Source organism: Sulfitobacter sp. 1A12779 (assembly GCF_043557315.1).
Taxonomy (GTDB): domain Bacteria; phylum Pseudomonadota; class Alphaproteobacteria; order Rhodobacterales; family Rhodobacteraceae; genus Sulfitobacter; species Sulfitobacter faviae.
Genome location: NZ_JBIFFU010000024.1, coordinates 16,725 through 34,051 on the forward strand (window position 1 = coordinate 16,725; position 17,327 = coordinate 34,051).

Here is a 17,327-nt window from a genome sequence, read left to right on the forward strand (position 1 = left end):
TAGATGACGGTTGAAACCAAGGAAAAGTCCCGCGACAGGCAGGCGTGGATGGGCCTGCTCGCACGGGCCGAGGCCCGCGATCTCGCCCGGCTATGGGAGGGCTTCGGCCCCCTGCCCGCCCATGAGGTGCTCCGCGCGCCGGAGATCGGCGGCGTCATGCTGCGGGGCCGAATGGGCGCTGTGGGCGATGCCTTCAACATGGGTGAGATGTCGGTCACGCGCTGTTCGGTGCGGCTGACGGATGGGGTAGACGGCCACGCCTATGTGCAGGGCCGCAGCCGCGACAAGGCGCTGCAAGCAGCCCTTACCGACGCGCTGATGCAGAGCGATGCGGCGGATGAGGTCCGCGCCAAACTGCTCGACCCGCTGGCCGAGATCGAGGGCCAGCGCCGCGCCAGCCGTGCCGCCAAGGCCGCCGCCACCAAGGTCGACTTTTTCACCATGGTCAGAGGAGAAGACTGATGCAGACCCTATCGCTGACAGGTGGGTTTCGCGACGCGCCCAAAGACGCCGCTTTTGCCTTTCGCGCGGTGATGAACGCCATGGCCAAACCGGGGGAGATCAACAGCGTGACCGGGGCCGAACCGCCTGCGGGCCTCTCCACCGCCGCGGGGGTCGTCCTGCTGACGCTTTGCGACCCCGAAACGCCGCTCTACCTCGCCCCCGGTTTCGACCGGCCCGAGTTGCGCGACTGGATCACCTTCCACACCGGCGCGCCCTTCGCCGCCGCAACTGCGGCACAATTCGCCTTGGGCGCTTGGGACGACCTGCCGCGCGGCGACTTCCCCCTCGGGACCGCCGCCTACCCCGACCGCTCTGCCACGTTGATCGTCGAGGTGGATGATCTGCGCGCCGAGGGCGCGGCCCTCTCCGGCCCCGGCATCAAAGACAGCGCGGCATTGTCTCTGCCCGAGCGCGCCGCCTTCCAACAAAACGCGGCGCTCTTCCCGCGTGGGCTGGATTTCATTTTCACCTGCGGCGACCGTCTGGCGGCGCTGCCCCGAAGCACAAAGGTGTCCTGATGTATGTAGCGGTAAAAGGCGGCGAGCGGGCGATCGACAACGCCCACGCATGGCTCGCCGAAGAGCGGCGCGGTGACGCAAGCGTGCCCGAACTCAGCGTCGCGCAAATTCGCGAGCAGATGACGCTGGCGGTGAACCGGGTGATGGCCGAAGGGTCGCTCTATGATCCCGAACTCGCCGCGCTGGCGATCAAACAGGCGCGGGTCGATCTGATCGAGGCGGTGTTTCTGATCCGCGCCTATCGCACCACCCTGCCGCGTTTCGGGGCCTCGCGTCCGATGGACACGGGCAGCATGGCCTGCGACCGCCGCGTCTCGGCCACCTTCAAGGATGCGCCGGGCGGGCAGGTCTTGGGGCCGACCTTCGACTACACGCACCGGCTGCTGGATTTCAAACTCGCCGCCGATGGTGAGGTGCCCCCGGCCCCCGAAGCGTCCGAGGCCGAACCGCCCAAGGAGACGCCGCACATCATGGAATTCCTCGACCGCGAAGGGCTGATGCAGCGCGACACGGACAGCAAGACCCCGCCGCGCGATCTAACCCGCGAGCCCTTGGAACTCCCCGCCACGCGCGACCTGCGCCTGCAAGCGCTGACCCGCGGCGACGAAGGTTTCGTGCTCGGCATGGCCTATTCCACGCAGCGCGGCTATGCGCGCAACCACGCTTTCGTCGCGGAACTGCGCATCGGCAAAGTCGCGGTCGAAATGGACATTCCCGAACTGGGCTTCGCCATTGAGATCGGCGAGGTCGAGCTGACCGAATGTGAGACGGTGAACCAATTCGCAGGCTCCAAAACCGAGCCGCCGCAGTTCACCCGTGGCTATGGGCTGGTCTTCGGCATGTCCGAGCGCAAGGCGATCTCAATGGCGCTGGTAGACCGGGCCTTGCGTTGGGAGGAGTTGGGCGAAGACAACCTCGGCGCGCCTGCGCAGGACGCGGAATTCGTGCTTTATCACGCTGACAACATTCAGGCGACGGGGTTCTTGGAGCATATCAAACTGCCCCATTACGTCGACTTCCAATCCGAACTCGAACTGATCCGCAAACTGCGCCGCGAGGCTGCGGCGGCGGCGCAAGACGCACCACGGGAGGCCGCGGAATGAACCCTGCCATGACACAGAGTGACCAGGACTTGCATGAGGACCGGGGCATGAACGACTACAATTTTGCCTATCTGGACGAGCAGACCAAACGGATGATCCGCCGGGCGATCCTGAAAGGGCTGGCGATCCCGGGCTATCAGGTGCCCTTCGCCAGCCGCGAGATGCCGATGCCTTACGGCTGGGGCACTGGCGGGGTGCAAGTCTCTGCCGCGGTGCTGACGCCTGAGGATACCTTCAAGGTGATCGACCAAGGCGCGGATGACACGACCAACGCCGTCTCGATCCGCCGCTTTTTCCAAAAGACCGCAGGCGTCGCGGTGACCGAAGCCACGACCGAGGCCAGCGTCATCCAAACCCGCCACCGCATCCCCGAAGCCGCGCTGCGCGAGGATCAAGTGTTGGTCTATCAGGTGCCGATCCCCGAACCGCTGCGCTTTCTTGAGCCTTCGGAGGTCGAGACCCGCAAAATGCACGAGCTGGAGGAATACGGGCTGATGCATGTGAAACTTTACGAAGACATCGCCCAGCACGGCGCGATTGCCACGGCCTATGCCTACCCGGTCAAGGTCGAGGGGCGCTACGTGATGGACCCTTCGCCGATCCCGAAATTCGACAATCCGAAACTGGAAATGGCCGCGATCCAACTCTTCGGGGCGGGGCGCGAGCAGCGGATTTATGCGCTGCCGCCCTATACGCAGGTCGTGTCGCTGGATTTTGAGGACCACCCCTTTGAGGCGAGCAAGGCCGACCATCCCTGCGGCCTCTGCGGGGCCGAGGACAGCTATCTGGATGAGTTGATCGTCGATGACACAGGCGGGCGTCTGTTCATGTGTTCCGACACGGATTATTGCGCGGCCCGTCAGGCCGCCGGGCATCGCGGCGCGGATGCGGCACCAGTGGTGGAGGGCATGGCATGACCCCCTTGTTGCAAGTTGAAAACATCGCGAAATTCTATGGCGCGCGGATCGGCTGCACCGATGTCAGCTTTGACCTCTACCCCGGCGAAGTTATGGGCATCGTCGGGGAAAGCGGCTCGGGCAAGTCGACGCTGCTCAACACGCTAGCCGGGCATCTGACCCCGGATCGCGGGGCGGTGCGGTTCGACACCCGTGCCGATGGGCTGCGCGACACGGTAACGATGAGCGAGCCGCAGCGCCGGATGCTGTCGCGCACCGATTGGGCCTTTGTCCACCAGCACGCCCGCGACGGGCTGCGCATGAACGTGAGCGCAGGCGGCAATGTGGGTGAGCGGCTGATGGCCGTGGGCGCGCGGCACTACGGTGACATCCGCGCCAGCGCCACCGATTGGCTGGGCCGGGTCGAGATCAATGAGGATCGGATCGACGACCGGCCCTCGGCCTTCTCTGGCGGGATGCAGCAGCGTTTGCAGATCGCCCGAAACCTTGTGACCGGACCGCGGCTGGTCTTCATGGACGAACCCACGGGCGGGCTGGACGTGAGCGTTCAGGCGCGGCTGCTCGACCTGCTGCGCGGGCTTGTGCGCGAGATGGGGCTGAGCGCCATCATCGTGACCCATGATCTGGCGGTGGTGCGGCTGTTGGCGGATCGGTTGATGGTGATGAAAGACGGCCATGTGGTGGAAACCGGCCTGACCGATCAGGTGCTCGACGACCCGCAGCACGGCTATACGCAGCTTTTGGTCTCTAGCGTGCTACAGGTGTGAGCATGCAAAGAAAACCATTCAATTTCAGAATTATACCGAGCAAGGCTAAACCATGATACGCGTGGAAAATGTAAGCAAATCCTTCACCCTGCACAATCAGGGCGCTGCGGTGATCCCGGTGATGCGCGGCGGTGAATTGACCGTGGCGCAGGGCGAATGCGTGGCGCTGACCGGCGCTTCGGGCGCCGGGAAATCGACGCTGATGCGGATGATCTATGGCAACTACCTGACCGCCTCGGGCCGGATCATGGTGGGCGATCTGGATGTCGCCCAAGCCGCCCCGCGTGAGATACTGGAGCTGCGCCGTCATGTGCTGGGCTATGTCAGCCAGTTCCTACGCGTCGTGCCACGGGTGGCAACGCTGGATGTCGTGGCCGAGCCGCTGCGCGCGGTGGGCAGCAGCGAGGCCGAGGCACGGGCGCGCGCCGGAGAATTGCTGGCACAGCTCAACATCCCCGAACGTCTCTGGCAGCTTAGCCCCACGACCTTTTCCGGCGGAGAGCAGCAACGGGTGAACATCGCGCGCGGCTTTGCGCATCCCTACCCCGTGCTGCTGCTGGACGAGCCGACGGCGAGCCTTGACGCCACCAACCGCGCCACGGTGCTGGCGCTGATCGAAGAGGCCAAGGCCCGCGGCACGGCGATCTTGGGCATCTTCCACGACGAAGCCGCCCGCGACCAAATCTGCGACCGCGAAGTGGACGTGACCCGCTTCACCCCCGGGCTGGCCGCATGAGCGGGCGTTTTATCGCGGTTGTGGGGCCGTCGGGCGTGGGCAAGGACAGCGTTATGGAAGCGCTGGCCGAGGCCCAGCCCGACCTCTTCCTCGCCCGCCGCGCCATCACCCGGCCCAGCGAAGCGGGCGGCGAAGACTTCGACGGGATCGACGAGGACACGTTCCTGCGGCTGGAGGCGGAGGGCGCCTTTGCCCTCAGCTGGGCCGCGCATGGGCTGCGCTACGGCATCCCCATCGCGGTCGATATGGCGCTGGCCGAGGGGCGCGACGTGCTGGCCAACCTTTCGCGCGCGGTGCTGACCGAAGCGAAGCTCAGGTTTGAGCGGTTCGAGGTGCTGTCGCTCACCGCCGCGCCCGAAGTGCTGGCCGCGCGGCTGCGGGGCCGTGGGCGCGAAAGCGAAGCGGAAATCACCGCCCGGCTGGCCCGCGCCGAACGGGCCTTGCCCGACCATATCGCCGCCATCGAGATCGACAACTCCGGCCCGCTGAAGCAGACCGTGGCACAGGCGCTGGCAGCGTTTTATCCCGAAAGGGCCGCGCGGTGAACCTCATGGAACATACCGTCTTCGGCCTGCCCCACCAGCGTCAGGCTGGCCAGCACGAAGGGCTGCGGCAGATGCGGCGTGATATAGGGGGCGAGCGCGGCGGTGACCTGCGGCAGATCGCCCTTGGGCAGTTTGCCTGTCAGGGTGATGTGAAAGCGGAACGCCTCCATCACATAAGGGTAGCCCCATTGGCTGAGGTTGGCCTCTTGCACCGGGGTCAGATTGGCTTGACGTCTGCGGGCCAGTTCGGCTTCGTTCGGCGGCGCGCGGAAAGTATCGAGGCCGCGCACCACCTCGGCGGCCATGGCGTTGAGCGCGGCGGTGTCCCCCGCGGGCGTCAGCGCCAGAAACCGGCCCAGCGGGGTGAGCGCCAGCCCATCCAGCGTGACGGGCGCAAGCCGCGTGCAAAGCGTCTCGAACTCGGCCAGCAACCCGTCAGCCGATGCGCCTTCGGCCAGCACGAACGGCGGTTTGATCGTCGCATGCAGCCCGTATTTGCGCGGCGTTTCGGTCAGGGCGGCCACGTCCAGCCCCGCGACCTCAGGATGCGCCACGGCACGCCCGCGCGCCAAATCCCACCCCAGCCAAGCGGCCCCAGCCTCGGCCAATGCGCCCTTGGGCGTGTAATAGATCGCGTAGCGGTCGAACTTCATTCATCTTCTCCCTGCATCCATAGATGCGCAACAAGCGTGACCTTCACATGACAAAAGAAACCATTCTCGCCAATGCCAAAATCATCCTGCCCGATGCGGTGATCCCCGGCAGCGTGGTGCTCCGCGACGGGGTGATCGCCGATATCGCCGAAGGCACCGCCCTGCCCAAAGGAGCGGTCGATTGCGAGGGCCGCTACGTCGCCCCCGGGCTGGTGGAACTGCATACCGACAACCTAGAGCGCCACATGAAGCCGCGGCCCAAGGTCGACTGGCCGCACCGTGCCGCAATCATCGCCCATGACCGCGAACTGGCGGGCACCGGGATCACCACCGTCTTCGACGCGATCCGGGTGGGGTCGATCCTCTCGGACGAAGGGCGCAAACGTTACGGAAAATACGCCCGCGACATGGCCGATGAGATCTTGATGATGCGCGACAGCGGGGCGCTGGCGATCAGCCACCATATCCACCTGCGCGCCGAGATCTGTTCCGAAACGCTGGAAGAGGAACTGGCCGAGTTTGGCCCCGACGACAAGGTCGGCATCGTCAGCCTGATGGATCACACCCCCGGCCAGCGGCAATTCCGCGACGTGCAAAAATTCGAGGACTACGTCTGCGGCAAGAACGGCCTGCCGCGTGAGGATTTCGGCGATTACGTCACCTTTCTGCATGGGTTGCAGGACCGGCTTGGGGCGAAACATGAAGCGGCCGCGGTGGCAGCGGCGGCGCGCTATGGCGCGGCGCTGGCCAGCCATGATGACACCACCGCCGAACAGGTCGCGACCAGCCATGCCCATGGCGTGCGGCTGGCCGAATTCCCCACCACCCGCGAAGCGGCAGAGGCGTGCCATGCCCAAGACATCGCCACGATCATGGGCGCGCCGAACCTCGTGCGCGGCGGCTCGCATTCGGGCAATGTCGCGGCCAAGGAACTGGCGGAACTGGACCTGCTCGACATCCTGTCGTCCGACTATGTGCCCGCAGCCCTTCTGCTGGGCGCGGTGCAACTGGGCAACCTATGGGGCGACATGGCACGCGGGCTCGCCACCGTGACCCGAACGCCCGCGCATCATGTGGGGCTGACCGACCGGGGCGAGATCGCTCTGGGCGCGCGGGCCGATCTGATCCTCTTTGACATCATGAAAGACGCGCCGATCCTGGCTTCGGTCTATGCCATGGGCAACCGCGTGGCGTGACCGCGCCCTGCCCCCTGCGCATCCGCCGGCCCCGGCGGATGCCCCTCCCACCTATCTGCGCAAAAACCCGCCCCTTGTGCGAATGTGGCTTTTTGCCCTCGTCTTGTCCCTCCATAAGGCTAGGTTAAACAAACCTGCATCTTGCAGAATAATTTAGCCGGACATCATGGCCGACAAGCTTGAGGAAAATGGTGCGAGAAGCATTCAGATTGGCGAGTGATCGCCTTGGCCAGATCGTCGAAGATGCGGCCAGCGAAGTTTACCTGTTTTCAGTCGAAGATTTCACCTTCACCCTCGCCAATCGCGGCGCGCGGGAGAACCTTGGCTATTCGATGGATGAGCTGCGCGGCATGGCGGCTTGGGACATCAAGCCCGAACTATCGCGCGAGGCGTTTTTGGAACTCGTCCAACCGCTGCTGAGCGGTGAGAAGACGACGTTGGAATATGAGACGATCCACCAACGCAAGGACGGGTCGCGCTATAACGTGCTGACCCATCTGCAATTGATCGTGACCGAGAATAACACGGTCCTCTACGCGGCCATTCAGGACATTACGAAACAAAAAGAGGCCAACGCGGCGCTGACCAAGGTCTCGGCCCGACTGGACGCCATCCTGAGCAATACGACGATGGCCATCTTCATGATGGACGACAAGCAGCAATGCGTTTTCATGCACCGCGCCGCCGAAGAGCTGACCGGCTATCGCTTCGAGGAAACCGCAGGCCGACCGTTGCATGATGTGATCCACCACACCCATCCCGACGGGCGGCATTTCCCCATCGAAGACTGCGCCATCGACCGCGCCTTTCCCGAGAACCACCAGACCCAAGGGGAAGAGACCTTTGTCCATAAGGACGGCAGCTTCTACCCCGTGGGCTTCACCGCCTCCCCGATGAAGGACGAGACCGGCAAGACCGTGGGCACGGTGATCGAGGTGCGCGACCTGCGCGAAGAACTGCGCGCCCGCAATGCCGAGATCGAGTTCAACAACGCGCTGAAAACCAAGATCGAAGAGGCCATGGCCGAGCGGGACCGGCTTGAGGCGCAATTGGTGCAGGCACAAAAGATGGAAGCCGTGGGGCAGTTGACCGGCGGCATCGCGCATGACTTCAACAACCTGCTGCAAGTGGTGGGCAGCAACCTGCAACTTCTGTCGAAAGAATTGCCCGAGGGCGACGCCAAGCGGCGGTTCGTCGACAATGCCATGGCAGGCGTGTCGCGCGGGGCCAAGCTCACCGCGCAATTGCTGGCCTTTGGGCGGCAGCAGCCCTTGGAGCCGAAACCGCAGAACCTTGGCCGATTGGTGCGGGGCATGGACGACATGCTGCGCCGCACGCTTGGCGAGGGGATCGAGGTCGAGACGGTGATCTCGGGGGGCCTGTGGAACTGTCTTGTCGATCCGGCGCAGTTGGAGAACGTGATCCTGAACCTCGCCATTAACGCGCGCGATGCAATGGCCCATCACGGCAAGCTGACGATCGAAGTGGGCAATGCCGCGCTGGATGATGCCTATACGCAGAACCATCCGAACGTGGCGCCGGGCCAATATGTCATGCTGGCGATCACCGACACCGGCACGGGCATCCCGCCCGACATCATGGAGAAGGTCTTTGACCCCTTCTTCACCACCAAGGAGACCGGAGAGGGCACAGGGCTGGGCCTCAGCATGGTCTACGGTTTCGTCAAACAATCCGGCGGGCACATCAAGCTCTACAGCGAAGAGAAGCAAGGCACGACCGTACGGGTCTACCTGCCACGCACACAGCGCAAGGAGGAAAGCGCCCCGCTGCCCGCCACCACCGACACGCCCACCGGCCGCGGCGAGGTGATCCTTGTGGTCGAAGACGATGCCGCCGTGCGCGAGACTGCCGTCGATCAGCTGCGCGATCTTGGCTATGGCGTGCTTACCGCCGAGAATGCGGACAGTGCGCTGGCGATCATCAAAAGCGGGGTGCAGATCAACCTGCTGTTCACCGATGTGGTCATGCCCGGCAAAATCCGCAGCCCCGAGCTTGCCCGCGAGGCCAAGGCGCATCTGCCGAATGTCGGCGTGCTCTTCACCTCGGGCTATACGCAGAACGCCATCGTTCATTCCGGACGGCTCGACGAAGGGGTCGACCTGCTGAGCAAACCCTACACCCGCGAACGGCTGGCGCTGAAAATCCATGAAATCCTCTCGCGCCAAACCAATGCCGAGACCGCCGCGCCAGCGGCGGAGACCGCGCCGAGCGCCGATGACGCGCCGAAGGTGCTGTTGGTCGAAGACGATGCGCTGATCTGCATGGCCACGTCGGATATGCTCTCTGATCTGGGCTATGCCGTGACCGAGGCCGACAGCGTCGCCGCCGCGGAACGCAGCCTTCAGGCAGAGCGGTTTGATGTCATGTTCACCGACCTTGGCCTGCCCGATGGCTCTGGCATGGAACTGGTGCAGCATGTGACGCAGCTGCGCCCCGAGATCGCCGTGATCATCGCCTCAGGCGCCGATCCGCGGGAATATGCCGAAGGCGATGCAGAGGCGGCGCGCTATGTCAGCTTGATGAAACCCTATGACGAACACTCGTTGAAACGGGCGTTGGAGCAGTGCAAGCTGGCGGCGGAATAAGGCGGCTAGGATCAGCCCGGTTTTCGATCTATGAGAAAGAAAACAAAAGAGAGGCAGATCATGCGCAGCATTACATTCGCAGCCGTTTCCACCGCTATGTTCATCGCCGGTTGCGCGGGCGTGGCCAGTGACCGCGTCATGGTGCACCGCACCGGTCCGGATGAGCTTTTGAAACTGCGGTCCGGGCCGGGCTTGGATTTCGGGATCATCATGGGGCTGCCCGACGGAACCGTCCTGAACCGCCGCGATTGTGTGACCGAGATCGGACAATTGTGGTGCCGCGTCTCACTCGCCGATGCGCCTGAGGTGCAGGGCTATGTCTCGGCGGATTATATCTCTGACATCTGATTTATGACCTCGGGTGGCCCGTTTGCAGGGCCGCCCCCAGCCGACGGGCGCATCGCCCTGACCGCGCTGCCGCGTCCCAAGTCGATTTTCGCGCGCCCTGCTCTATCTCAGCCCTTCACACCCTTTTTCGAAGTCGCTGAAATATCTCAAGAGTAAGGAAAACCATGTGCCGCTTCCTCGCCTATATCGGACCTGAACTGCCAATCGAGTCGCTGCTCCTTGCGCCTGAGAACAGCCTGCTGAACCAAAGCCTCGACCCGGAACTGCACCCGAGCCTGCAACTGGCCGGATGGGGTTTCGCCGCCTGGAGCGACCATCTGCTGCATCCCGAAGCGCCGCTGCGCTACCACCGGCCCAAGGCCGCCTTTCACGACGACAACGCCAAATCGGTGATCCCTAGCCTACAGGCGGACACGCTGCTGTCGCATATCCGCGCGGCTTCTTATGACGCCAGCGTGGTGCAGGCCGATGAGAACTGCCACCCGTTCTCCTTCGATCATACGCCGTGGATCATCGCCCAGAACGGCGCCCTGCCCCATTGGCGGCAGTTGCAGCGTGAACTCCTGCCCCATTGCAAGGATCGCTACCTCACCCAGATGCGCGGCACGACGGATACGGAATTCCTTTATGTGCTGCTGCTGTCCCTGCTGGAGGGCGACAGCGACGAAGACGTGCAGCGCGGGTTTGAAAAGCTGTTGCAGGTGATCTGCAAGGCTGCCCGCGACCTCGACCTCGCCGCGCTCACCAAACTCAAGATCGCGTTGGTTAGCCGGGAGCGGATCATCGGCGTGAACTTTGGCTGCGGCCATGAGGGCGAGACGGATGTCACAGGCGATTGGCAAAAGCTGAGGGACGAGGACCTGCCCCTGTCGATGCTGCTTGAGCCGATCTACCTGCTCACCGGGGCGAATTTTCAGGATTACGCCAACACCTATGACATCGACGCCTGCCCCGAAGGGGAGGCGACCTCGGCCATCCTCGCGTCGGAACCGCTGACCGAAAACGCGGAGGAATGGCTGAAGATCGAATTCGGCGAGATCGTGTTTCTGGAGCGGAAGGACGGGCGGATCCGCAAAACGGTCCGCAAGCTCGACGTGTAACTTTCAGCCATAGGAGCAGTCCATGACCGATCGTTTCCAAAACTTCGCCGACCTCTCCGCCGAGATGGCCGCGGGCGTCGATTACCGCATCCGGGCCGAGGACCGCGGCAGCGCGGTCGTCATTCTGGCCCCGCATGGCGGCACGATCGAACCCAAGACGGGCCTGATCGCCGAGGCCATCGCGGGGCGCGACCTGTCGCTCTACCTTTTCGAGGCGCTCAAGCCGGGGCCGCATGGGGATTTTCACATCACCTCGCACCGTTTCGATGAGCCGCAGGCGCTGGCGCTTGTCGGCAGCGCCGAGGGGGCCGTCGCCGTGCATGGCCGCAAAGACGATGGCACAGAAACCGTATGGCTCGGCGGGCGGGACAAGGCGATGCGCGGTGCCATCGGCTCCGCCCTGCGCGCGGCGGGCTTCGGGGCCAAGGTAAACACCACCCTGCCCGGCCTGCATGAGACGAATATCTGCAACCGCACCCGCAAGGGCGCGGGCGTGCAGCTTGAACTGCCCCGGTCGCTGAGGCGCCATCTGGCAAAGGATGCGGATTTGCTTGAAAGGTTCAGCCGGGCGGTGCGTGTCGCGCTTTAGCCGGATGTAGCAGGCCCGGCTGGCGGGCCTGCCGAGGGGGCTTAGCCCTTTTTCTGAAACAGGATCACCAGCAGCGCCAAAAGCGACGAGCCCAGCATCAAGAGCAGCGACACGGCGTTCAGCAGCGGGGTCGACCCCTCTTTCAGCCGGTCGAACATGGCGATGGTCAGCGGCGCGTCGGAGCCCACGAGCATCAGCGTGGTGTTAAAGTTCTCAAAGCTCATCAAAAACGCCACCACCACGGCCCCGACCATTGCAGGCGCAAGGAAGGGCAGCGTGATCGTGCGCACCGCTGTCAGACGGTCCGCGCCAAGGTTCAGCGCCGCCTCCTCCAAGGTCCGATCGAATTTCTGCAACCGGGCCGAGATGACGAGCGTGGCGATGGTGGTGATAAAGCTGAACTGCCCAAGGATCACCAACAGCAGACCGGGGCGCAACGCCTGTATGTCGATCTGCGCCAAGTCCCAAACACCATTGGCCAGCGTCGAAGAGAACACCAGCACCGAGATGCCCAAGACGATGCCGGGGATCACCAGCGGCAGCAGCATCAGCACATAGAGGAACCCCTTGCCACGGAACTCATAGCGGTTGAACAAAAAGGCGTTGGTCGTGCCCACGCAGACGGAAAGCACCGCCACGCAAAGCGCCACAAAGGCCGAGGTGCCGACCGCGCGCAGAATGCCGCGTTCGTGAAAGACGCCGATCTGCGGACGCTCCGCGCCAAAGAACCAATTCCATGTGAACCCCTCCCACGGGAGAGAGGGGAACTGGCTGTCGTTGAAGGCGAAGACCGCCACCACGGTCAGCGGCAGGGCCAGATAGAGAAAGAACAGCGCCACATAGCCACCATAGACAATGCGAAAGCTGCGCGATTGCGGGATTGTCGGGATCATTGGATCACCCCATCGTTTCCTTGAGGGTCCGGCCCGTTAGCCAGAGCATCCCCCAGACGATCACCGAAGACAGCACCAAAAGCATAAAGCCAAAGGCGGCGCCCAGCTCCCAATTGGAGCGCACGATGAACTGGTTATAGATCATTTCGGTGAACCACAGGCTATCCTTGCCGCCCAGCATCGTCGGCGTCAGGTAGTTGCCCAAGCTCAGCATGAAGACCACGATACAGCCCGACACGATACCGGGCATCGCATGGGGGATGATGATCTCACGCAGGACGGAAAGCCCGCTGCCGCCCAAATCATAACCCGCCTCGATCACGCTGTCGTCGAGGCTTTCCAGCGTGGTGACAAGCGGCACCACCATGAAGAGCATGGAGGTATAGACCAGCCCGACCATCATCGTGGCATCGGTGTAAAGCAGCTCTACCGGACGGTCCGCCAACCCCACCCATTGCAACAGGTTCGAGACGAGACCCGTCTCGCGCAGCAGGATCATCCAGCCAAAGGTGCGCACCAGTTCGGAGACGTAAAACGGGATCAGGCAGAGCAGGAACAACACCTGCTGCAAGCGCCCCTTCGCCATTTTGGCGATGTAATAGGCCACCGGAAAGGCGATCAGCAGCGTCAGCGCGGTGGCCAGCACTGACATCACCGCCGTGCGCCAGAAGGTGCGCAAATACAGCGGTTCGGTCAGCGCCTTTTCATATTGCGCCAGACTGGTTTCATAGACGCCAAAGCTGATCCGTTCGCGCAGAGAGATCAGCAGCATGTCGATATGCGGGATGATGATCAAAAGCCCCAGCCACAGCACCAAGGGTGTCAGCAGCAGGTAGAATGTCAGTCGGGATTGGCTGCGCATCACGCGACCCCAAAGCAGGTCGCCTGCCCCGCGCCCCAGCCGATATGCACCACGTCGCCGCGTTTCAGGCTTGAGAACTCCCCCGATTGCGGCAGCGTGACTTCAAGCGTTTCACCCACGTCATCCTGCACCAACACACGCGAAGCCGCGCCGTTGAACAACAGGCTGGTGACAGTGCCCTTTAGCTGATTGTCGAAGCCCGAAAGCGCATCGGCACTGGCAGCCAGCCGAATGGATTCGGGCCGCACGAAAATCTCTGCCTTTGCCCCTTGGACAAGGCCCGCGCCCGTGGCGCGCATGGCAAGGCCGCTGTCGGTGCGCAATTGCAGGGTGTCGCCCTCCACCCGTTCGATCCGGCCTTTCCAGCGGTTCGACTCTCCGATGAAACCGGCGACGAAGGGTGTTTCGGGGCGGTAGTAGAGATCTTGCCCCCGGCCCACCTGCTCGAACTGGCCATTGCTCATCACTGCGATCTGGTCGGACATCACCAGCGCTTCGGATTGGTCGTGGGTGATATAGACGAATGTCGTGTCAAATGCAGCTTGCAGGGCCTTCAGCTCAACCTTCATATGTTCGCGCAGCTTGAGGTCCAGCGCGCCCAGCGGCTCATCCAGCAGCAGCACGTCAGGCTCCAGCACCATGCAGCGCGCGATGGCGACCCGTTGCTTCTGCCCGCCCGAAAGCTCATCCGCCTTGCGCGCGCCGATGCCCGGCAGGCCGATCCGGTCAAGCGCCTCATCAACTTTGCGCGCGATCTCGGCCTTGGGCATGCCGCGACGGCGCAGCCCGTAGCCGATGTTCTCGGCAATCGTCATCATCGGGAAAAGCGCCAGATGCTGGAACACCATGTTCACCGGGCGCTTGTTCGGCGGCGTATCGAGCACCGAGCCGCCCTTGATCCGAATGTCACCAGAGGTGGGGTCGAGAAACCCCGCGATCATCCGCATGATTGTTGTTTTGCCGCAGCCCGAAGGCCCGAGGATGGAGAAGAAACTGCCGGGCGGCACCGTGAAGGAGACGTTGTTAACAGCGGTGGTATCGCCGAACCGCTTAACGAGGTCGACGCATTCCAGATCTGGGGTCATGTGAATTCCGTATAAAGATGCGACACCCCCAATATGAGGGTGCCGCTCGTAGGGTCAGTTATCAGTTGGCAGCTTGGACGCGGTCCAGCACTTCGCCTTCGATGGTTTCCAGACCGGCGGGCACCGGCGGATACCATTTGATATTGTCGACAGCTTCTTGCGGGAAGCTGTTCTGATACTTGGCTTTCAGGCTGTCTTCGGCAAACTCATCCGCGCCTGCGGAGGCGGTGAAGTTGCCCGCCGCTGCGGTGATCATCGCCGCGATTTCCGGCTGCATGACAAAGTTGATCCACTCATAGGCCACATCGTCGGCCTGCCCTTTGGCGGGCAGAACGAAGGTGTCGATCCAGCCCAGCGCACCCGAGGCCGGAGCCACGAAGGTAATGTCGGCATTGTCGTCGTTCAGCTTCCAGCCGCCGGTATCCCATGCCATGGAGGCGGTCACTTCGCCCGAGCGCAGCAGGTTCATCAGCTCATCGCCGCCGCCCCAGTAGGTTTTGACGTTCTCTTTACATTCGATCAGCTTCTCTTCGACCTTGCCCATGATCTCGGCATATTTCGCTTCGTCATCGTAAGCGGCAAAGGGGTCTTCACCCATGGCGAAGGCGAAACCGATGAGCGTCGGACGCTTCAGGCGGTAGGACACTTTGCCCGCCACTTCGGGCGCGCAGAGGTCGGTGTAATCCTTGACGGTGTCACCCGCTTCGGCGGTGTTCATCACCAGACCGGAGGTGCCCCAGACATGCGGCACGCCATAGACATCGCCGTTCACGGTGGTGTTGGCCATGGTCGCGTCAAGCATGGAGGGGATGAAAAGCTCTTTGTTCAGCTTGGAGACATCAATCGGCTTGTAGATGCCGAATTCCATCTGCGGCCCCATGATGCGGTCTTGCGAAGGCTGGGCGAGGTCGAAACCACCGCCGCCCGTGGCGCGCAGCTTGGCGATCATCTCTTCGTTGTTGGATTTCGTGACTTCGACGGTATGGCCGGTCTCTTCTTCGAATTTCGCGACCACGTCCTCAGGTGCGTAGCCACCCCATGTCAAAAGGCGCAGCGTGTCGGCTTGGGCCACGGAGGCGAGCCCCGCCAGCATGGTGCCGGCCAGCAGAATGGTTCTTGTCATGGGAAATCCTCTTTCTAGTGTACTCATTGTCGGCAGAATGCGCGCGTTAGACCAGTTGGTCAATTTATACTTCGGCGCATCGCGGCTCCTTGTGGCCTGAGAGTGCAAAAGATTTGTGACAGTGGCGGAAAATGCCGTTTGTTTTGGCAGGGTTGCTCTCGGCGGCAGCAGCCATGCGCCGGGGGGCTGACGAGGCCGCCTGCGCTTTCGGGGGGCAAAGGGAATTGCACCTCTTCGCGGTCCGAGCCGCCCCTTTTCCAAGGTGATCCACGGCCCCGCACCCGTGCTGCCACCCCCTTCCTTTACCCAAAAGACACAGGCAGCCCCTCGCCAAAATCATGCCTCTTGAGATTCCTGACAGTTTCTATAAGAAATCGCCGCAACGCCGCCCTGCGGTGCTTTTCCGGGTCCGGGCCGTTTGAGTAAGGGGAAATTTGATGAAGCCGACACATGCATTTGCCTGCCTTGCCGCGGGGATGATTCCCGCCGCTGGCCAAGCGCAGAGCGCTAACGACGAAGCCTTTCTGGGAACGATCGTTCTTGAGATGCCAGCCGTTCCGGGGATGGAAGACGATGACATCTCCATCTCCAGCGAAGGGCTGGCGCTAAGCAATCCTGCGGACCTGTCCGAACTTTTCGTGGCCGAGCCGACCATCGCGGTAGGTAGTTCGATCCCCATGTCGCAAAAGGTCTATGTCAATGGGATCGAGGAGAACAACCTCGCCATTTCCATCGACGGCGCGCGGCAGAACAACAAGGTGTTCCACCACAACACCACCACGCTGATCGACCCCGCCTTGCTGAAAGCCGCCCGCGTCGACCCCGGCGTGGCCCCCGCCGATGCGGGCCCCGGCGCCTTGGGCGGCGCGCTGGCTTATGAGACCAAGGACGCGAGCGATCTGCTGGCCCCGGGCGAGAGCTTTGGCGGGCGCTACAAGCTGGAATACGACAGCAACGGCGACATCTTCTCGAACAGCCTGTCGGTCTATGGCCGCGAAGGCGGGTTTGAATACCTCGGCTTTGCAAAGGTCGCCGAAGGCGGGCTGCGCGAAGATGGCAATGGCGACGAGATCATCGGTTCGGGCACTGACCTGCTTAGCGGGCTGGGCAAACTGGCCTATGAGGCGCAGAGCGGCGACCGGGTCGAGCTGTCGTACGAACGGGTGGTCGACGATGAAATCCGCCCCTACCGGGCGAACCTCGGTGCCATCATCGGGGGCCGCCCGCTTCCTGCGGACCGCCCCTATGATCTGGAGCGCACCAATATCGTCCTGAGCTACAGCGACACCACGCCCACGGCGATGTGGAACCCCACCGCACGGCTGGCCTATAGCGGGACCAAACTGGTCAACGACGAGTCGGCGCTGTCGACCAATTCGATCACCAGCGGTGAGACCGTGAGCCTGAGCGGCGAATTCTCAAACCGTTTCGCACTGAGCTGGGGTGAGTTGAACGCAGGTCTCGACTTCTACTCCGACGAAGCCGATCTGGACTATCTCGCCCTCTCCTCCGGCGCGCGTGAGGCGGCGACGGAGAAGTTGAGCAACATCGGTCTGTTCGCCCAAGCGCGGATGGAGCCCACAAGCAATGCGCGTCTGTCCTTCGGCGCGCGGGCCGACTTTCAGGATTTCGAGGGCACCGATGGCTCCTCGCAGTCTGAATCCGGTCTCTCGGGCAATATCTCGGGCGAATATGACCTCTCGGACTGTTGATTGTCACTGAGAACTGACCCGGTAGCCCCATAAATTGTCACTGAGAATTGACCCATGTGAACACACTTCC

At 63.0% G+C, this 17,327-nt stretch carries 18 protein-coding genes; 13 read left to right on the forward strand and 5 right to left on the reverse strand.

The features are described 5' to 3' along the window. The first annotated feature begins 3 nt into the window (after positions 1 to 3). From phnG to phnN, 7 genes are read left to right on the forward strand one after another with little or no spacing between them, the layout of a single operon-like run. Positions 4 to 462 (forward strand): phosphonate C-P lyase system protein PhnG, encoded by a 459-nt coding sequence (phnG, locus tag ACGYLQ_RS17830; RefSeq protein ID WP_394444176.1) that lies wholly within the window; start codon positions 4 to 6, stop codon positions 460 to 462. Further along, positions 462 to 1,022: a phosphonate C-P lyase system protein PhnH gene (gene phnH, locus ACGYLQ_RS17835; RefSeq protein ID WP_394444178.1), complete on the forward strand. Its 561-nt coding sequence runs from the start codon at positions 462 to 464 to the stop codon at positions 1,020 to 1,022. The genes phnG and phnH overlap by 1 nt, the downstream gene beginning before the upstream one ends. Then, the gene (locus ACGYLQ_RS17840; protein ID WP_394444179.1) at positions 1,022 to 2,125 is read left to right on the forward strand and encodes a carbon-phosphorus lyase complex subunit PhnI; all 1,104 of its coding nucleotides are present in this window, start codon (positions 1,022 to 1,024) and stop codon (positions 2,123 to 2,125) included. The genes phnH and ACGYLQ_RS17840 overlap by 1 nt, the downstream gene beginning before the upstream one ends. Positions 2,126 to 2,172: 47 nt before the next feature. Next, the gene (locus ACGYLQ_RS17845) at positions 2,173 to 3,042 is read left to right on the forward strand and encodes an alpha-D-ribose 1-methylphosphonate 5-phosphate C-P-lyase PhnJ (protein ID WP_394444203.1); all 870 of its coding nucleotides are present in this window, start codon (positions 2,173 to 2,175) and stop codon (positions 3,040 to 3,042) included. Further along, positions 3,039 to 3,809 carry a phosphonate C-P lyase system protein PhnK gene (gene phnK / locus ACGYLQ_RS17850; RefSeq protein ID WP_394444180.1) on the forward strand — a complete coding sequence of 257 codons (771 nt, stop codon included), beginning with the start codon at positions 3,039 to 3,041 and terminating at the stop codon, positions 3,807 to 3,809. Before ACGYLQ_RS17845 ends, phnK begins: the two co-directional genes overlap by 4 nt. A 52-nt stretch (positions 3,810 to 3,861) precedes the next feature. Then, complete coding sequence (gene phnL, locus ACGYLQ_RS17855; RefSeq protein ID WP_394444181.1) at positions 3,862 to 4,545, forward strand: phosphonate C-P lyase system protein PhnL; 684 nt, start codon at positions 3,862 to 3,864, stop codon at positions 4,543 to 4,545. Further along, positions 4,542 to 5,090, forward strand: coding sequence for a phosphonate metabolism protein/1,5-bisphosphokinase (PRPP-forming) PhnN (gene phnN / locus ACGYLQ_RS17860; RefSeq protein WP_394444182.1), 549 nt, complete (start codon positions 4,542 to 4,544; stop codon positions 5,088 to 5,090). Before phnL ends, phnN begins: the two co-directional genes overlap by 4 nt. Here phnN and ACGYLQ_RS17865 read toward each other — a convergent pair. Continuing rightward, positions 5,066 to 5,743, reverse strand: a complete 678-nt coding sequence (locus ACGYLQ_RS17865) for a DUF1045 domain-containing protein (RefSeq protein ID WP_394444184.1) — start codon at positions 5,741 to 5,743, stop codon at positions 5,066 to 5,068. The two genes, phnN and ACGYLQ_RS17865, sit on opposite strands and share 25 nt — an antisense overlap. A 47-nt stretch (positions 5,744 to 5,790) precedes the next feature. Here ACGYLQ_RS17865 and ACGYLQ_RS17870 point away from each other — a divergent pair, with 47 nt between their 5' ends. From ACGYLQ_RS17870 to ACGYLQ_RS17890, 5 genes are all read left to right on the forward strand, one after another. After that, positions 5,791 to 6,939 carry an alpha-D-ribose 1-methylphosphonate 5-triphosphate diphosphatase gene (locus tag ACGYLQ_RS17870; protein ID WP_394444185.1) on the forward strand — a complete coding sequence of 383 codons (1,149 nt, stop codon included), beginning with the start codon at positions 5,791 to 5,793 and terminating at the stop codon, positions 6,937 to 6,939. Between the two features lie 209 nt (positions 6,940 to 7,148). Then, the gene (locus ACGYLQ_RS17875; RefSeq protein WP_394444187.1) at positions 7,149 to 9,545 is read left to right on the forward strand and encodes a PAS domain S-box protein; all 2,397 of its coding nucleotides are present in this window, start codon (positions 7,149 to 7,151) and stop codon (positions 9,543 to 9,545) included. A 60-nt stretch (positions 9,546 to 9,605) separates the two neighbouring features. Continuing rightward, a complete protein-coding gene (locus ACGYLQ_RS17880) occupies positions 9,606 to 9,893 on the forward strand; it encodes an SH3 domain-containing protein (RefSeq protein WP_209217398.1) in 288 nt (95 codons plus the stop codon). Positions 9,894 to 10,057: 164 nt separating this feature from the next. Continuing rightward, positions 10,058 to 10,993, forward strand: coding sequence for a class II glutamine amidotransferase (locus ACGYLQ_RS17885; protein ID WP_394444188.1), 936 nt, complete (start codon positions 10,058 to 10,060; stop codon positions 10,991 to 10,993). A gap of 22 nt (positions 10,994 to 11,015) precedes the next feature. Next, positions 11,016 to 11,582: a poly-gamma-glutamate hydrolase family protein gene (locus tag ACGYLQ_RS17890; protein ID WP_394444190.1), complete on the forward strand. Its 567-nt coding sequence runs from the start codon at positions 11,016 to 11,018 to the stop codon at positions 11,580 to 11,582. Between the two features lie 41 nt (positions 11,583 to 11,623). Here the strand turns inward: ACGYLQ_RS17890 and ACGYLQ_RS17895 are convergent, their stop codons facing one another. The 4 genes from ACGYLQ_RS17895 to ACGYLQ_RS17910 all read right to left on the reverse strand — a co-directional run bounded on the left by ACGYLQ_RS17895 (position 11,624) and on the right by ACGYLQ_RS17910 (position 15,545). Continuing rightward, a complete protein-coding gene (locus tag ACGYLQ_RS17895) occupies positions 11,624 to 12,475 on the reverse strand; it encodes an ABC transporter permease (RefSeq protein WP_394444192.1) in 852 nt (283 codons plus the stop codon). Between the two features lie 4 nt (positions 12,476 to 12,479). Continuing rightward, a complete protein-coding gene (locus ACGYLQ_RS17900) occupies positions 12,480 to 13,337 on the reverse strand; it encodes an ABC transporter permease (protein ID WP_209217402.1) in 858 nt (285 codons plus the stop codon). After that, positions 13,337 to 14,422 carry an ABC transporter ATP-binding protein gene (locus ACGYLQ_RS17905; protein ID WP_394444194.1) on the reverse strand — a complete coding sequence of 362 codons (1,086 nt, stop codon included), beginning with the start codon at positions 14,420 to 14,422 and terminating at the stop codon, positions 13,337 to 13,339. The genes ACGYLQ_RS17900 and ACGYLQ_RS17905 overlap by 1 nt, the downstream gene beginning before the upstream one ends. Positions 14,423 to 14,483: 61 nt before the next feature. Then, positions 14,484 to 15,545 carry an extracellular solute-binding protein gene (locus tag ACGYLQ_RS17910; RefSeq protein WP_136720422.1) on the reverse strand — a complete coding sequence of 354 codons (1,062 nt, stop codon included), beginning with the start codon at positions 15,543 to 15,545 and terminating at the stop codon, positions 14,484 to 14,486. Between the two features lie 437 nt (positions 15,546 to 15,982). On the opposite strand from ACGYLQ_RS17910, the gene ACGYLQ_RS17915 reads away from it, so the two are divergent. Further along, entirely contained in the window at positions 15,983 to 17,257 is a 1,275-nt protein-coding gene (locus ACGYLQ_RS17915) for a TonB-dependent receptor domain-containing protein (protein ID WP_394444195.1), read from the forward strand. The last annotated feature ends 70 nt before the right edge of the window (positions 17,258 to 17,327 follow it).

What these genes read in the sequence shown, in the direction of transcription:
- ACGYLQ_RS17910 (WP_136720422.1), bottom strand. Translation starts at nt 15,545, where the DNA reads ATGACAAGAACCATTCTGCTGGCCGGCACCATGCTGGCGGGGCTCGCC.
- ACGYLQ_RS17905 (WP_394444194.1), bottom strand. Translation starts at nt 14,422, where the DNA reads ATGACCCCAGATCTGGAATGCGTCGACCTCGTTAAGCGGTTCGGCGAT.
- ACGYLQ_RS17895 (WP_394444192.1), bottom strand. Translation starts at nt 12,475, where the DNA reads ATGATCCCGACAATCCCGCAATCGCGCAGCTTTCGCATTGTCTATGGT.
- phnN (WP_394444182.1), top strand. Translation starts at nt 4,542, where the DNA reads ATGAGCGGGCGTTTTATCGCGGTTGTGGGGCCGTCGGGCGTGGGCAAG.
- phnK (WP_394444180.1), top strand. Translation starts at nt 3,039, where the DNA reads ATGACCCCCTTGTTGCAAGTTGAAAACATCGCGAAATTCTATGGCGCG.
- ACGYLQ_RS17865 (WP_394444184.1), bottom strand. Translation starts at nt 5,743, where the DNA reads ATGAAGTTCGACCGCTACGCGATCTATTACACGCCCAAGGGCGCATTG.
- ACGYLQ_RS17885 (WP_394444188.1), top strand. Translation starts at nt 10,058, where the DNA reads ATGTGCCGCTTCCTCGCCTATATCGGACCTGAACTGCCAATCGAGTCG.
- phnG (WP_394444176.1), top strand. Translation starts at nt 4, where the DNA reads ATGACGGTTGAAACCAAGGAAAAGTCCCGCGACAGGCAGGCGTGGATG.
- phnL (WP_394444181.1), top strand. Translation starts at nt 3,862, where the DNA reads ATGATACGCGTGGAAAATGTAAGCAAATCCTTCACCCTGCACAATCAG.
- ACGYLQ_RS17880 (WP_209217398.1), top strand. Translation starts at nt 9,606, where the DNA reads ATGCGCAGCATTACATTCGCAGCCGTTTCCACCGCTATGTTCATCGCC.
- ACGYLQ_RS17900 (WP_209217402.1), bottom strand. Translation starts at nt 13,337, where the DNA reads ATGCGCAGCCAATCCCGACTGACATTCTACCTGCTGCTGACACCCTTG.
- ACGYLQ_RS17890 (WP_394444190.1), top strand. Translation starts at nt 11,016, where the DNA reads ATGACCGATCGTTTCCAAAACTTCGCCGACCTCTCCGCCGAGATGGCC.
- ACGYLQ_RS17915 (WP_394444195.1), top strand. Translation starts at nt 15,983, where the DNA reads ATGAAGCCGACACATGCATTTGCCTGCCTTGCCGCGGGGATGATTCCC.
- ACGYLQ_RS17845 (WP_394444203.1), top strand. Translation starts at nt 2,173, where the DNA reads ATGAACGACTACAATTTTGCCTATCTGGACGAGCAGACCAAACGGATG.
- ACGYLQ_RS17870 (WP_394444185.1), top strand. Translation starts at nt 5,791, where the DNA reads ATGACAAAAGAAACCATTCTCGCCAATGCCAAAATCATCCTGCCCGAT.
- ACGYLQ_RS17840 (WP_394444179.1), top strand. Translation starts at nt 1,022, where the DNA reads ATGTATGTAGCGGTAAAAGGCGGCGAGCGGGCGATCGACAACGCCCAC.
- phnH (WP_394444178.1), top strand. Translation starts at nt 462, where the DNA reads ATGCAGACCCTATCGCTGACAGGTGGGTTTCGCGACGCGCCCAAAGAC.